This is a genomic window from Streptomyces sp. NBC_01257 (assembly GCF_035917255.1).
GTDB lineage: Bacteria > Actinomycetota > Actinomycetes > Streptomycetales > Streptomycetaceae > Streptomyces.
In genome coordinates this window covers 6,636,757-6,651,861 of sequence record NZ_CP108472.1, presented here as the reverse complement: position 1 = coordinate 6,651,861, position 15,105 = coordinate 6,636,757, and the positions used below count along the sequence as shown (strand labels likewise).

The following is a 15,105-nucleotide window of genomic DNA, read 5'->3' as shown; positions in this document are numbered from 1 at the left end:
GTCCTACAGCGCGAGGCCGGTGAGGACCAGGACGCGCTCGTAGGTGTAGTCGTCCATGGCGTAGCGCACGCCCTCGCGGCCGACGCCGGACTGCTTGGCGCCGCCGTACGGCATCTGGTCCGCGCGGTACGAGGGGACGTCGCCGATGATCACGCCGCCGACCTCCAGGGCGCGGTGGGCGCGGAAGGCGGTCTGCAGGTCGTGGGTGAACACGCCTGCCTGGAGGCCGTACTTGGAGGAGTTGACGGAGGCGAAGGCCGCGGCCTCGCCGTCCACCTTCTGCACCGAGAGGACCGGTCCGAAGACCTCCTCGTGGGAGAGGGTGACGCCGTCGGGGAGGTCGGCGAGGACGGTCGGCGCGTAGGTCGCCCCGTCACGCTTGCCGCCGGCGAGCAGCTGGGCGCCGGCCTGCACGGCCTCGTCGACCCAGGACTCGACGCGCTTGGCGGCGTTCTCGTCGACGAGCGGGCCGACGTCGGTGGTGGCGTCGGACGGGTCGCCGGTGACCTGGGCCTCGACGGCGGCGACGATCTTCGGCAGCAGCCGGTCGTAGACCGCGGCGTCCGCGATGACGCGCTGCACCGAGATGCAGGACTGGCCGCCCTGGTAGTTGGAGAAGGTCGCGATGCGGGTCGCGGCCCAGTCCAGGTCCTTCTCGGAGGCGTAGTCGCCGAGGACGACCGCGGCGCCGTTGCCGCCGAGCTCCAGGGTGCAGTGCTTGCGCGGCACCGAGTCCATGATCGAGTAGCCGACCGGGGCGGAGCCGGTGAACGAGATCACGGGCAGCCGCTCGTCCTGGACGAGGGCGGGCATCCGGTCGTTGGGGACCGTCAGCACGGACCAGGATCCGGCCGGCAGGTCGGTCTCGGCCAGCAGCTCGCCCAGGATCAGGGACGAGATCGGGGTGGCCGGGGCCGGCTTCAGGATGATCGGGGCGCCGACGGCGATGGCCGGGGCGACCTTGTGGGCGCTCAGGTTCAGCGGGAAGTTGAAGGGTGCGATGCCGAGGACCGTGCCGCGCGGGAAGCGGCGGGTCAGGCCGAGGCGGCCGGTGCCGCCGGCGTCGGTGTCCAGGCGCTGGGCGTCACCGCTGTTGAAGCGACGGGCCTCCTCGGAGGCGAAGCGGAACACCGAGACGGCCCGGCCGACCTCGCCGCGCGCCCACTTGATGGGCTTGCCGTTCTCGGCGGAGATGACCTGGGCGATCTCCTCGGTGCGCTCCGTCAGGCGCCGTGCCACGTGGTCGAGCGCGGCGGCGCGGACGTGGGCCGGGGTCGCGGCGAACTCGTCGCGCACGGCGTGAGCGGCGGCGACGGCCTCCTCGACCTGGGCCTCGGTGGGCACGCTGACGGTGCCGACGAGGCGGCCGTCCCAGGAGTTGGTGACGTCGAAGCTTTCCTCGCCGGTGGCCTCGCGGCCGGCCAGCCAGAAGGCGTGGGTGGAGGTCATGGAGGTTCCGGCCCTTCGATGTCGTGGGTGTTCCGTCCCCACCGTAGGGCCGCACCCTCCGCCCGGCGTTTGTCCGGCATGGAGCAGAGGCGTGCCGGGGTACGCCGGTTTGTCGGATGCGGGTGACGTGTGCGGGACGGCCCTCAGGACGCCGTCGGCGGGTTGGCGACCTTGAGGGCCAGCCACAGCTCCATGCGGACGTCCGGGTCGTCCAGCGAGCGGCCGAGGATCTCCTCCACCCGGCGCATGCGGTAGCGCAGGGTGTGCCGGTGGACGCCCAGGTCGGCGGCGGCCGCGTCCCACTGGCCGTGGTGCGCGAGCCACGCCCGCAGCGAGGCGACGAGGTCGCCGCGGCCCTTGGCGTCGTGCTCGTAGAGGGCGCGCAGCATGCCGTCGGCGAAGGCTCTCACCGCGTCGTCCGCGAGCAGCGGCAGTACGGAGCCGGAGGCCAGTTCCTCGTGTTCGACCAGGGCCCTGCCGCGGCGGCGGGCCACCGAGAGGGACTGCTCGGCCTGCTTGTACGCGGCGGAGACGGCGATCGGCCCGGCGGGGGCGGAGAGACCCACGACCACGTCGCTCTCCTCCGCGGCCGCCTCGCGCGGCGGTGCGTCCTCCTGCGCGTCGGCGTAGGCGGCGCAGGCGGCGACCGCGGCCCCGCCGTCGGCGGCCAGCACCACGAGGCGTTCGCCCTCGGGCACCATCAGGAGCGTCTCGCCGGAGCGGGCGGCCGCGGTCTCCATGGCCTCGGCCAGCTGCGCCGTGGTCGAGGGTTCGGCGGCCTCGGCGATGAGCAGCCGGAAGGGCGCGTCGAGCAGCCCGCCGTACAGATCTCCGGCGACGCCGCGCGCGTGGTCGGGCTGGCCGGCCAGCAGCATGCGCAGCACCGCGGCGCCGAGCCGCTGTTCGGCGCCCTGGAGCGAGCGGGAGCGGGCCGTGGTGAGGGTGAGCAGGGCGACCGCCGAGTGCACCGCGTACCGCTCCGCGGTGCCGAGCGCGGAACCGGTGCCCACGGCAAGCGCACCGCGGACCCTGCGGCCGGTGCCCAGGGACTGGAGCTCGACCCGGTCCTCGGTGTCGCCGACGACGACGCTGGCCGGTGCCGGGCGCTCCCGCAGCCGTTCCACGTCGGGCGTGAGCCGGGCGGCGCGGCGCGCGGCCCAGTCCGGTGCGGCGGCGACGACGGCGCCGGAGGTGTCGTACAGCGCGGCCCAGCCGTCGACGTGCGCGGCGAGCCGGGTGAGGAGTTCGCCGGGTCCGTCGCCGGCGAGCGCCGCCCGGGTGAGCTCCCGCTGGGCTTCGAAGCCCGCGGTGACCGCCCGGTACTGATCGGCGGCGATCTCCGAGGAGACGGCCTTGGCGATGGCGATGAAGGGGGTGCGGCGCGGCACTTCGAGCAGCGGCAGCCCGGCCTCCTCGGCAGCGTCGACCAGGGGCTGCGGTACGTCGTCGTAGGTGACGCCGACCGCGAAGCCGACCCCGACGACTCCGGCCCCGGCCAGCCGTCGCACGTACCGCTGCATGGCCTCCGGGTTCTCGGCGTCGAGATTGGTCGCGGTGATCAGCAGCAGCTCACCGCCCTCCATGTAGGGGACGGGGTCGGCCAGCTCGCTGGCGTGCGCCCAGCGCACGGGCGCGTCGAGCCGGTCCGCCCCCGCACGCACCGTGAGTTTGAGCGCCGAGTGCTGGACGAGCGAGGCGAGAGTGGGGGGCATGGGGATCGGGGGACCTTTGGGAGGGGGCGATTTCGCCGTCCCGTATGAACGGCTCGCATCGATTCTGCCAGGGTGGCAGATTCCCCGTCACCGCGGGCGGACTGCCCGCACCGCTACTTCGGGGTAACCCTCACGCCCCCAGCCGGACCAGGAGCGGCGGCGCGTGCTCGCCGTCGACCGTGGTGACGGAGAGCACCGCGTGACCGGCCGGCAGTTCGTACGCGAGCCCGGAGGCCGACCAGCGTTCCCGTTCCACCTGGCGCACGGTGACCGCGTCCGTGGTGACGGCCTTGCCGGTGGCCATCTTCCGCAGGGCGTGCAGTGCGCGGGTGAGCGGCTGGTCGGCGAAGACGCCGTGCTGGGCGACCTCGCGGACCTCCACCCACTCCTTGCCCCAGGCCTCGGCGAAGCGTTTGCCGTCCCAGGTGGTGACGCCGGGGAAGGCCATGGTGCAGCCGACGGCGCCGAGCAGCGGGGTGTGCAGTTCCTCGGGCACGTCGTCCAGGGTCCGCAGGGCGAGGACCGCCCCGGCGTTGACGGAGCGCAGCCTGCGGATACCCCGGACGGTGTCGGCGGTGACGGTGTGGGTGGCGTCGTCCAGGACCAGGCAGACGAAGAGGGAGCGGTCGGCGCGGGCCGCGGCGACCGCGTTGAACTGGGCGAGGATCAGGCGGGCCAGCACCCGGGACGCCTCGGCATGGGCGCGCTCCGGCAGGTCGACGCGCACCCGCAGCGGGTGCTGCTCCAGGGACCGCAGCGAGAACGGGCGGGCCTCGGGGCCGGTGGCGAAGAAGCCGGCGAAGGCGGGCCGGTCGAGCACGGCGATCCGGTCGGCGAGGACGGCGGCCGGATCGCCGGCGCTCTGCGCCTGGCGCCGCCGGGCCTCCAGTTCCCGCAGCATCGCGTGGTGGCCGGCGCTCTCCAGCGCCTGGCGCAGGCCCTCCAGCACGGCGGCGGAGCCTTCGAGGAGTTCGCGGAGCTCGGGTACAGGGGGGAACGTGCCGTGGACGGCGCGGTAGGGGCCGAGCAGCTGGCCGAGCGCGGTCGCCGCGCGCCGGGTGTCCAGGGCGGGGAGGTCGCCGGCCAGACCCTCCGCGAGGGCGGCCGCCGCCTCGTCGGGGTCGGTGGTGCCTCCGTACAGGTCGAAGTCGTGCACGGACGCGGGGTCGCCGATCCTGACGACGACGTCGTAGGCGCTGTCCGGGCCGAGCCGGTCGCCCGCGCCGCCGACGGCGAGGACGGCGGCCTGGCCGGTGAGCGCCCGCAGGGCGAGGGACTCGACGACGGGTCGGACCACCCGTTCCGTCTTGCCCGAGCCGGGCGGTCCGACGACGAGCAGCGAGGTGCCGAGCGAGGCGGGCTCCAGCGCCATGCCCGAGCCGCGGCGGGCGTAGGGGTTGCGCGGGTCGTCGGCGCAGTCGCCGATCCGGACCTGACCGGTGAGCGGGTCGTGCAGGGCGGTGCGCAGGGGCAGATCCCGGCGGCCGGAGGGGTGCAGGTAGGCGTCGGCGCCCTTGCGCAGCACGGTCTCGGTGAAGGAGGCGCGCCGGTCGGGGCGGGTACAGGCGGCACCCCAGGCGTGGCGCAGCCGTACGCAGTCCACGTCGTTCAGCCGGCCCGCGTGCACGGCGGCGGTCAGCGCGTCGGCGGCGTCGGTGCTGCCGGCGGCGCGCAGGTCGGGCCACTGGGCGCGCAGGGGGCCGGCCGCCGCGGCGGGGGTGGCGCCGGGCTGCGCGGGCGCCGTCGACGGGCCCCGCGCGCTCCGGGGCCGCAGGGCCCGGAGGGCGGTCTCCCAGCGCGCGGCCCGGGCGATGGGCCATACGACGATGGCGACGGTCAGCGCGTAGCAGCCGTAGGCGGCCGCTGTGGCTTTCAGTTGGTTCCCGCTGCGCAACCACCCGTCCGCCGATCCCATGAGCACCAGCAGCAGCGGCACCTTCGGGGTCCAGGCCAGCCAGAGCAGCACCAGTGCGGCGGCCGCGGAGAGAGTCAGCCGGACGCGTTCCAGGCGCGCGCCGGCGAAGTAGTGGGCGACTTGGGCCCAGCCGCCGATCCGGGCGGCCCAGAAGCCCAGGATCAGCACCAGGACCTGGTAGTAGAGCGTGGTCGAGTTGACCACCAGGTCCGGTGCGTCGCTCCGGAGACCGCCGAAGGACCACCACTGCGGCCCGGTGATGATCTCGATCGGCTTGAACACGTAGGGGACGGCGCGCTCGGAGAGCAGCAGCCACAGCAGGAGCCACAGGACGAGCGTGGCGGCCGGCCCCACCAGTGAGGGGCGCGGCGGGCGCTCGGCGGCCCGGGGCACATGGGCGTACCGCCAGATGCCCGGGCCGGTTTCGGGCCGTGGTGCGTTCAGCCATTCGGCCAGGGCCGGCGGCGCACCCGCCGTGCGGGGCTGCCCGGGGACGGCCGTGAGGGGCTTCGGGACGGTGGGCGGCGGCACGGCGGGGGGAGGAAACGCCGGCGGCTGTGCGGGCGGCGGTCCGGCCGGATGGGGCACGGAGCTCCCGGGCCGGCCGTCGGGCGGCTGCGCACCCCACGTGCCCCGGGTGCCGTGCGTGCCTTCGTTGTCCATGAACCGTTGCCCCCTGACCAGCCAGGTCCGACCGCTGCACCGGTCAATCTAGTGCGCGGACACGGTGAGTTCAGCAAGGCGCCCGGATAGTGACGGGCCCGGCACCGCACCGCCCCGGCAGCCCCTTCTGTCCTTCGCGGACAAGGACACGCCCTCCACCACTCCCGATCGGAGCATGCCCGCGCCCCGTCCCCGCCCCTAGCCTGCAGAAAGAGGAAGCGTCCGAAACACCCCCAGGAGCCCCGCATGACCGCTATTCCGCAGGAGCGCCGCGTCGTCACTGCCATCCCCGGCCCGAAGTCCGTGGAGCTGCAGGCCCGCCGGCTGGCGACGGTCGCCGCAGGGGTGGGCTCCACCCTGCCGGTGTTCACCGCGCGCGCCGGTGGCGGGATCATCGAGGACGTGGACGGGAACCGTCTGATCGACTTCGGTTCCGGCATCGCCGTGACGTCCGTCGGCGCCTCCGCCGAGGCCGTCGTGCGCCGCGCCTCCGCGCAGCTCGCCGACTTCACCCACACCTGTTTCATGGTCACGCCGTACGAGGGCTACGTCGAGGTCTGCGAGCAGCTCGCCGAGCTCACCCCGGGCGACCACGCCAAGAAGTCCGCGCTGTTCAACTCGGGCGCCGAGGCCGTCGAGAACGCGGTGAAGATCGCCCGCGCCTACACCAAGCGCACCGCCGTCGTCGTCTTCGACCACGGCTACCACGGCCGGACCAACCTCACGATGGCGCTGACGGCGAAGAACATGCCGTACAAGCAGGGCTTCGGCCCGTTCGCGCCCGAGGTCTACCGCGTACCGGTGGCGTACGGCTACCGCTGGCCGACCGGTGCCGAGAACGCCGGTGCCGAGGCGTCCGCCCAGGCCATCGACGAGATCACCAAGCAGATCGGCGCGGACAACGTCGCCGCGATCATCATCGAGCCGGTCCTCGGCGAGGGCGGCTTCATCGAGCCGGCCAAGGGCTTCCTGCCGGCGATCGCGCAGTTCGCCAAGGACAACGGCATCGTGTTCGTCGCCGACGAGATCCAGTCCGGCTTCTGCCGCACCGGCCAGTGGTTCGCCTGCGAGGACGAGGGCATCGTCCCGGACCTGATCACGACCGCCAAGGGCATCGCGGGCGGCCTTCCGCTCTCCGCCGTGACCGGCCGCGCCGAGATCATGGACGCGGCGCACGCCGGCGGCCTCGGCGGCACGTACGGCGGAAACCCGGTCGCCTGCGCGGGCGCTCTCGGATCCATCGAGACGATGCGCGAGCTGGACCTGAACGGGAAGGCGAAGCGCATCGAGGAGGTCATGAAGGGCCGGCTCGCCGAGATGCAGTCGAAGCTGCCCAACGGAGACCTCATCGGGGACATCCGCGGCCGTGGCGCGATGATCGCGATCGAGCTGGTGAGGGCGGGCACGAAGGACCCGAACCCGGAGGCCGCCGCGCAGCTCGCGAAGGCCTGCCACGCCGAGGGCGTCCTCGTCCTCACCTGTGGCACGTACGGCAACGTGCTGCGCTTCCTGCCGCCGCTGGTGATCGGTGAGGACCTGCTGAACGAGGGCCTCGACGTGATCGAGCAGGCGTTCGCCGGGGTCTGACCCCGTGCGGCCCCGGGGACGGCGCACGGCGTTTTCTCCGGGGATGCCCGGTGCCCGCGTGAGGGCCTGTGAAGAAGGTGTGCGGGGGCGATGGCGGGTCTCCGTTCCCGTTGTCGGCCCCCCACTGCCTGACGTACGGTTTCCGCAGATGAGAGAAACACCCCGCCCGCAGGGGACTGCGGGCGATACCGGGTCGGAGCTTCCCCAGCGCCGTCCTGGTTGTGCCTTCGCGCACACCACTGGAGCCTCCGGCTCCGGAACTCCTCACCGATCGGATGGCCGCCCGCCCCACACCCCCCGGGGCGCGCGGCAAACCGGTCCCACCGTCCGCCCCGGAACAACCCCCCCTGTTCCGGGGCGGACGGCCCTTTTCCTCTCCGTGGTGTCGGGCCTGTCGGCCCTGTTCGCGCTCACCACGTGGCAGATCGCCGCCGACGGGCCGCTGCGCCGCCTCGACGAGCGCGTCGGCCGGGCCCTGGTCGGGCACGGCCCGGACCGGTTCACCGAATTCCTCGCCGATCTCGGCAACATGCAGGTCGCGCTCCCCGTTCTCGGCTGCGCGCTCGTGTGGTGCCTGCTGCGCGGGGAGCGCCGGGCGCCGCTCGCCGCGGCCGCGGCCATGGCGGCGGTGCCGTTGCTGGTCGTGCCGCTCAAGGACTGGATCGCCCGCCCGGGGCCGCTCACCGATGCCACCGGCTACTACCCGTCGGGCCATGCGGCGACCGCCGCCGTGGCGTACGGGGCGGCGGCGATGCTGCTGGCCCCGTACCTCGCGCGTGCGTGGATGATGCCCGTCGCCGCTGTCCTGATGACGGCGGCGACGGGCATCGGTCTGGTGCTCCGCGGTTACCACTGGCCGCTCGACGTGGCCGGCAGCTGGTTTCTGTGCGGAGTGCTGCTGGTGGTGCTCCGGTCGGTCAGCCGCCGAAGTAGGCGTCGAAGTTCTTCGAGAACTCCCCGTTGTTGAAGCGGTCCCAGTTGATGGACCACGTCATCAGTCCGCGCAGCCCCGGCCAGGTGCCGTGGGTGGCGTAGGAACCGCAGTCGGTCTTCTTGGTGAGGCAGTTCAGCGCCTTGGTGACCTCGGCCGGTGAGGTGTGGCCGTTGCCCGCCTGGGTGGAGGCCGGCAGGCCGATCGCGATCTGGTCGGGCCGCAGGGCCGGGAAGACCTTGGTCTGGTCACCCGCCACCGGGAAGCCGGTCAGCATCATGTCGGTCATCGCGATGTGGAAGTCGGCGCCGCCCATCGAGTGGTACTGGTTGTCCAGACCCATGATGGAGCCCGAGTTGTAGTCCTGGACGTGCAGCAGGGTGAGGTCGTCGCGCAGGGCGTGGATCACCGGCAGGTAGGCCCCGGCGCGCGGGTCCTGGCCGCCCCACGGACCCGATCCGTAGTACTGGTAGCCGAGCTGCACGAAGAAGGTCTCGGGGGCCATCGTGAGGACGAACTTTGCGCCGTACTTGGCCTTGAGCGTCTTCACCGCGGAGATCAGGTTGACGATCACCGGTGTGGTGGGGCTGCGGAAGTCGGTGTCTCCGGTGTTCAGCGACAGCGAGTGGCCCTCGAAGTCGATGTCCAGGCCGTCCAGACCGTACTCGTCGATGATCTTGCTGACCGAGGAGACGAAGGTGTCACGGGCCGCGGTGGTGGCGAGCTGCACCTGTCCGTTCTGGCCGCCGATGGAGATCAGCACCTTCTTGCCCGCGGCCTGCTTGGCCTTGATCGCCGCCTTGAACTCGGCGACGGACTCGACGTTCGGGCACTCGGTCACCGGGCAGAGCGAGAACCGGATGTCGCCGGAGGTGACGGAGGTCGGCTCGCCGAAGGCCAGGTCGATGACGTCCCAGGAGTCGGGCACGTCCGCCATCCGGGTGTAGCCGGAGCCGTTGGCGAAGCTGGAGTGCAGATAGCCGACCAGGGCGTGGGCCGGCAGCTCCGAGCCGCCCTCTCCCCCGCTGCCGCCCGTCGTGGTGGTGGCGGAGACGGCGGCCGACTTCGCGGACTCGCCGGCGGAGTTGGTGGCGCTGACCTGGAAGCTGTACGCGGTCGACGCGGTCAGGCCCGTCACGGTCGCCGAGGTGCCGGTGGCGGAGAGGACCTTCGTACCGCCCCGGTAGACGTTGTAGCCGGTGGCGCCCGCGGAACCGGTCCAGGACAGGGCGACCGAGGAGGCGGTGGCCGTGCCGGCCTTGAGCCCCGCGGGGACCGCGGGGAGCGCGACCGGGTCGCCGCCGGGTCCGACGAGGGTGAGGTCGTCGGCGTAGTAGGCGGGGGTGCCGTACCAGCCGTGCGTGTACACGGTGACGGACGTGGTGGACGCGCCCGTCCTGAACGAGGTGGAGAGCTGCTTCCAGGCCCCGGAGGACTGTGCCCAGGTGGACACGTCGGTCGTGCCGGTGCCCTCCGCTCCCAGGTAGACGTAGTCGCCCTGCACCCAGGAGCTGAGCGTGTACGCGGAGCCGGGCTTGACCGTCACGGTCTGGGAGCACTTGGCGTAGTCGCTGCCGGCCGGGGTCGCCTTCAGCGCCGAAGTGCCGCCGTGTACGGGGGTGCTGACGGCGGATCCGCTGCCGCCCGAACAGTTCCAGCCGGTCAGGCCGGCCTCGAAGGTGCCGTTGCGCGCCAGATCGGCGTCGGCCGCGGCGGCGCCGGGCGCCGTGGCCGCCAGACCGCCGACGGCCAGCAGGGCGGCCGAGAAAGCGGCCAGAAGTCCGGTCATGCGGGCGGGGGGTCCCGTGCGTTCCACAACGGCCTCCGTGCAGGGGGGAATTGAGTGTGGCGCACAACATGGTCCAGACCAATCAGGTTGTCAAGACCTCTGGCAGCCACCTCGCTATTCCCGGCTCCCCGCCGCGGCCTCGTGCATCGCCAGTTCCAGCAGCGTGGCGTCGGTGAGCGTGCCCGAGCCGTCCGGCGGAATCAGCCAGCGGACCCCGCCGGTTGCCGCCCGCCCGGGGTGGGGCACCACGATCCAGGTGCCCTGGCCCGCCCCCCGCACCCCCGTCCCGATCCAGCGGGTGACGGTGCCCGGCGGCACGAAGAAGCCCATGCGGGCGTCACCGAAGTCGGAGAGGACCGGCCCGGGCCGGTCGATGAGACGGGTGAGCACGTCGAGCGTCGGATAGCCCAGCCGACCCGGAAGGATCAGCACGTCCCAGCGCCGGCCGGCGGGCAGGAGCGCGATCCCCCGCGGATTGCGCTCCCACTCCCACCGGCAGGCGTCGGGATCCGGTGCCACCGATGCGAGCCACTCGACTGCTGCCTTGACCCCCGAGCCAGTCATGGCCGGCCTCCATTCCGTGTCGCCCCGGCAGGGAGTTGCCGGGGCGTTCACGGGAGAGAGCGGGGTGGGGCCGATCCATTACGCGGGTTCGGCTACCAATCGGTAGTGAACTGGGTCACGCCCCGCGCCGGACGGTTCAGCTGTCGAAGCCGAGGCCCATCCGGTCCATGGTCCGCAGCCACAGATTGCGGTGGCCGCCGTTGTCGTCGGCCCTGGCCAGCGACCGCTTCGTCAGCTCGATCCCGGCCCAGGCGAACGGCTCGGGCGGGAACGGCATCGGCTTGCTGCGCACCATCTCCAGCGCGGTGCGCCCGGTCCGCTCGCCCGCGAGGAGGTCGAGCATCACATCGGCCCCGAACCGGGTGGCCCCGACGCCGAGCCCGGTGAATCCGGCGGCATAGGCGACCCGGCCCTGATGGGCCGTTCCGAAGAATGCGGAGAACCGGGAACAGGTGTCGATGGCACCGCCCCAGGCATGGCTGAACCGCACGCCCGCCAATTGCGGGAAACACTCGAAGAACTGCCCGGCGAGTTTCAGGAACGTCTCGGGACGCTGGTCGAGATCGGCACTCAGCCGGCCCCCGTACGGATAGATCGCGTCGTATCCGCCCCACAGGATCCGGTTGTCCGCGGAAAGCCGGAAGTAGTGGAACTGATTGGCGCTGTCGCCCAGTCCCTGCCGGTTCTTCCAGCCGATGGCGGCGAGCTGGTCAGCGGTCAGCGGCTCGGTCATCAGGGCGTAGTCGTAGACCGGGACGGTGTACGGACGCACCCGCTTCACGAGGGAGGGGAAGATGTTCGTGCCGAGCGCGACCCGGCGCGCGAGGATCTTGCCGTACGGCGTCCGGACCGCCATTCCGGTTCCGGTTCGGGCCAGCTCCAGGCCCCGGGTGTGCTCGTAGATCCGCACCCCCAGGTCGAGGCAGGCCTGCTTCAGACCCCAGACCAGCTTGGCGGGGTGCAGCATCGCGACACCGCGGCGGTCCCAGAGGCCGCCCAGGAATGTCGGTGAGTCGACTTCCGCGCGCAGCGCGTCCCGGTCCAGGAACTCGACCCCGCCGAAGCCGTGCCCCTCGGCTTCCCGGTGCCATTCCCGCAGCTCTTCGAGCTGGTGGGGCTGGGTGGCGACATCGATCTCGCCGGTGCGCTCGAACTCGCAGTCGATGGAGTAGCGGGCCACGGCCTCCTCGATGGCGTCGAGGTTGCGCGCGCCCAGCTCCTCCAGCTTCCGGATCTCGTCGGGCCAGCGCTCCAGCCCGTTGGGCAGTCCGTGGGTGAGGGAGGCGGCGCAGAATCCGCCGTTGCGGCCCGAGGCGGCCCAGCCCGTCTCGTGCCCCTCGATCAGGACGACATCGCGTTCCGGTTCGCGTTCCTTGGCGAGCAGTGCGGTCCACAGTCCGCTGTAGCCGCCGCCGATGACGAGGAGATCGCAGTGCTCGTCGCCGGTGAGCGCGGGCAGCGCGTCGGGCCGGCCGGGGTCGTCCAGCCAGAACGACACCGGCTTCGCGTCGGAGAGTGATTGTGCGGCAGTACGCATGGCAGCTGGGGCCATGGTTTCCAACTCCTTCGGGACTTTCAGGGTCGTGCGTTCTTCCGCCGGTTCGCGATCAGCTGGCCGGCGAGAACCACCAGTACCGCAATGATGAACATCGCCGTACCGATGACGTTGATCTGCACGGGAGTGCCGCGCTGTGCCGAACCCCAGACGAACATGGGGAAGGTCACCGTGGAGCCCGCGTTGAAATTGGTGATGATGAAATCGTCGAAGGAGAGCGCGAAGGCCAGCAGCGCTCCCGCGGCGATTCCGGGGGCGGCGATCGGCAGGGTCACCCGCACGAAGGTCTGCACCGGTCCCGCGTACAGATCGCGCGCCGCCTCCTCCAGCCTCGGGTCCATCGACATGACGCGCGCCTTGACGGCCGTCACGACGAAGCTGAGGCAGAACATGATGTGCGCGATGAGGATCGTCCAGAAGCCGAGCTGTGCGCCCATGTTGAGGAACAGGGTGAGCAGCGAGGCGGCCATGACGACCTCGGGCATCGCCATCGGCAGGAAGATCAGCGAGTTGATCGCGCCGCGCGCCCGGAAGCGGTAGCGGACCAGGGCGAACGCGATCATCGTGCCGAGCACGGTGGCGCCGACCGTGGCCCAGACGGCGATCTGGAGGGAGAGCGAGAGAGAGCCGCACATGTCGGCGACGCCGCAGGGGTCCTTCCAGGCGTCCACCGAGAAGCGCTGCCAGGAGTAGTTGAAGCGGCCGTTGGGCTTGTTGAAGGAGAACACCATCACGACGATGTTCGGCAGGATCATGTAGGCGAGGGTCAGCAGACCCGCGATGACGATCAGATGGCGTCGCAGCCAGCGCAGTACGGGCATCAGACCAGGTCCTCCGTCCCGGAGCGGCGGATGTAGACGGTGACCATGATCAGGACGACCGCCATGAGGATGAAGGAGAGCGCGGCCGCCGTCGGATAGTCGAGGACGCGCAGGAACTGGGTCTGGATGACGCTGCCGACCATCTTGGTGTCGGTGGAGCCCAGCAGTTCCGCGTTGACGTAGTCACCGCTGGCCGGGATGAAGGTGAGCAGCGTCCCGGAGACGACACCCGGCATGGACAGCGGGAACGTGACCTTGCGGAAGGTGGTGGCGGGGGTGGCGTACAGGTCCCCGGCCGCCTCGTGCAGCCGGCCGTCGATCCGCTCCAGCGAGGTGTAGAGCGGCAGGATCATGAACGGCAGGAAGTTGTACGTGAGGCCGCAGACGACCGCCATGGGGGTGGCCAGCACCCGGTTGTTCTCGGTCCAGCCGAGCCAGCTGGTGACGTCCAGGACGTGCAGCGTGTTCAGTACGTCGACGACCGCGCCGCCGTCCGCGAGGATCGTCTTCCAGGCGAGCGTACGGATCAGGAAGCTGGTGAAGAACGGGGCGATGACCAGCACCAGCACCAGGTTGCGCCAGCGGCCCGCCTTGAACGCGATGAGGTAGGCGAGCGGGTAGCCGAGCAGCAGGCACAGGATCGTCGCGGTGCCCGCGTACAGCAGGGACCGGATGAACTGCGGGTAGTAGTCGGTCAGCGCGTCCCAGTACGTCTGGAAGTGCCAGGTGACCTCGAACCCCTTCTCCAGGGACCCGGTCTGTACGGAGGTCGAGGCCTGGTAGACGAGCGGGAGCGCGAAGAAGACGACGAGCCACAGGATGCCGGGGAGCAGCAGCCAGTAGGGGACGAGGCGCTTGCGGGTGGAGGGCTTGCGCAGGACCGGCTCGGTGGCGGGGGCCGGTGGTGCCTCCTTGGTGAGGCTCACGCCGCGTCCTCCACCGTCTCCACACCGGCGTCGATGTCCTGGGAGGCATCCAGGCCGAAGGTGTGCGCCGGGTTCCAGTGCAGGACGACCTCGGCTCCCGGGGTGAGGCCGGTGCGGGACTCGATGTTCTGCTCGTAGACGTGCAGCGCCTTGCCTGCCGGGCTCTCGACCACGTACTGCGTGGAGACGCCGATGAAGCTGGAGTCGACGATCCGGCCGGTGACGCGGTTGCGTCCGTCCGCTATCGCGTCGGCGTCGTCGGCGCGCGCGAGCGATATCTTCTCCGGGCGGATGCCGAGCAGCAGCTTGCCGCCGTTGTCGGTGGGGCCCGCGCACCGGTCGGCGGGCAGCCGGAGCTTGCCGCCGCCGGCCGCCACGACGATGTCGGTGCCCGCGGAGACGACCTCGCCCTCGATCAGGTTCGAGGTGCCGAGGAAGTTGGCGACGAAGGTGGTCCGCGGGTTCTCGTACAGATCGGCGGGGGCACCGAGCTGTTCGACCCGGCCCGCGTTCATCACCGCGACGGTGTCGGCCATGGTCATGGCCTCCTCCTGGTCGTGGGTGACGTGGATGAACGTGATGCCGACCTCGGTCTGGATGCGCTTGAGTTCGAGCTGCATCTGGCGGCGCAGCTTGAGGTCGAGGGCGCCGAGCGGTTCGTCCAGCAGCAGGACCTGCGGGTGGTTGATCAGGGCGCGGGCGACGGCGACGCGCTGCTGCTGGCCGCCGGAGAGCTGATGGGGCTTGCGCTTGGCGAAGTCGCCGAGCTGGACGAGCTCCAGCATGTCGTCGACCTGCTTCTTCACCGACTTGATGCCGCGCCGGCGCAGACCGAAGGCGACGTTCTCGGTGATGTCCAGGTGCGGGAAGAGCGCGTAGCTCTGGAAGACCGTGTTGACGGGCCGCTTGTACGGCGGCAGGCCGGTGATGTCGCGGCCGCCGAGGGTGACGGTGCCGGTGGTGGCCTCCTCCAGCCCCGCGATCATCCGCAGGGTGGTGGTCTTGCCGCAGCCGGACGCGCCGAGCAGCGCGAAGAAGGAGCCCTGCGGGACGGTCAGATCGAGCGGTCGGACGGCGGCGAAGGAGCCGTACGTCTTGCTGATCCCGGTGAGGCGGACGTCGCCGCCTGTCTGCTGCTGTGTCATGGATCGCAGTCCCAGTGGTGTCAGAGGGAGATCAGGGAGAGGAAGGGC

11 protein-coding genes are annotated in these 15,105 nt (G+C 71.7%); 2 read left to right on the top strand and 9 right to left on the bottom strand.

The window, feature by feature from the left end:
- Window positions 1-3: 3 nt before the first annotated feature.
- The 3 genes from OG408_RS29120 to OG408_RS29110 form a co-directional block, all read right to left on the bottom strand.
- Window positions 4-1,449 (bottom strand): aldehyde dehydrogenase family protein, encoded by a 1,446-nt coding sequence (locus tag OG408_RS29120; protein WP_266783507.1) that lies wholly within the window; start codon window positions 1,447-1,449, stop codon window positions 4-6.
- A gap of 143 nt (window positions 1,450-1,592) precedes the next feature.
- Window positions 1,593-3,161: a PucR family transcriptional regulator gene (locus OG408_RS29115; protein ID WP_266783505.1), complete on the bottom strand. Its 1,569-nt coding sequence runs from the start codon at window positions 3,159-3,161 to the stop codon at window positions 1,593-1,595.
- Between the two features lie 130 nt (window positions 3,162-3,291).
- On the bottom strand, window positions 3,292-5,739 hold the full coding sequence (locus tag OG408_RS29110) for an ATP/GTP-binding protein (protein ID WP_326672801.1): 2,448 nt from the start codon (window positions 5,737-5,739) through the stop codon (window positions 3,292-3,294).
- Window positions 5,740-5,985: 246 nt separating this feature from the next.
- Between OG408_RS29110 and gabT the strand changes: the two genes are divergently transcribed.
- Together gabT and OG408_RS29100 are read left to right on the top strand one after the other, a co-directional pair.
- The gene (gabT, locus tag OG408_RS29105; RefSeq protein WP_266783502.1) at window positions 5,986-7,326 is read left to right on the top strand and encodes a 4-aminobutyrate--2-oxoglutarate transaminase; all 1,341 of its coding nucleotides are present in this window, start codon (window positions 5,986-5,988) and stop codon (window positions 7,324-7,326) included.
- 148 nt (window positions 7,327-7,474) lie between these two features.
- A complete protein-coding gene (locus tag OG408_RS29100) occupies window positions 7,475-8,293 on the top strand; it encodes a phosphatase PAP2 family protein (RefSeq protein ID WP_326672799.1) in 819 nt (272 codons plus the stop codon).
- Here the strand turns inward: OG408_RS29100 and OG408_RS29095 are convergent.
- The 6 genes from OG408_RS29095 to OG408_RS29070 form a co-directional block, all read right to left on the bottom strand.
- Entirely contained in the window at window positions 8,244-10,073 is a 1,830-nt protein-coding gene (locus OG408_RS29095; protein WP_326672797.1) for a chitinase, read from the bottom strand. The genes OG408_RS29100 and OG408_RS29095 overlap by 50 nt on opposite strands.
- Before the next feature lie 87 nt (window positions 10,074-10,160).
- Window positions 10,161-10,610 carry a hypothetical protein gene (locus OG408_RS29090; protein ID WP_266783496.1) on the bottom strand — a complete coding sequence of 150 codons (450 nt, stop codon included), beginning with the start codon at window positions 10,608-10,610 and terminating at the stop codon, window positions 10,161-10,163.
- A 136-nt stretch (window positions 10,611-10,746) separates the two neighbouring features.
- Complete coding sequence (locus OG408_RS29085) at window positions 10,747-12,162, bottom strand: NAD(P)/FAD-dependent oxidoreductase (protein ID WP_266783494.1); 1,416 nt, start codon at window positions 12,160-12,162, stop codon at window positions 10,747-10,749.
- 23 nt (window positions 12,163-12,185) lie between these two features.
- Window positions 12,186-12,986 (bottom strand): ABC transporter permease, encoded by an 801-nt coding sequence (locus tag OG408_RS29080; protein ID WP_266783492.1) that lies wholly within the window; start codon window positions 12,984-12,986, stop codon window positions 12,186-12,188.
- Window positions 12,986-13,912: an ABC transporter permease gene (locus OG408_RS29075; protein WP_266783490.1), complete on the bottom strand. Its 927-nt coding sequence runs from the start codon at window positions 13,910-13,912 to the stop codon at window positions 12,986-12,988. Before OG408_RS29075 ends, OG408_RS29080 begins: the two co-directional genes overlap by 1 nt.
- Window positions 13,909-15,057, bottom strand: a complete 1,149-nt coding sequence (locus OG408_RS29070; RefSeq protein ID WP_326672793.1) for an ABC transporter ATP-binding protein — start codon at window positions 15,055-15,057, stop codon at window positions 13,909-13,911. Before OG408_RS29070 ends, OG408_RS29075 begins: the two co-directional genes overlap by 4 nt.
- Window positions 15,058-15,105 lie beyond the last annotated feature (48 nt).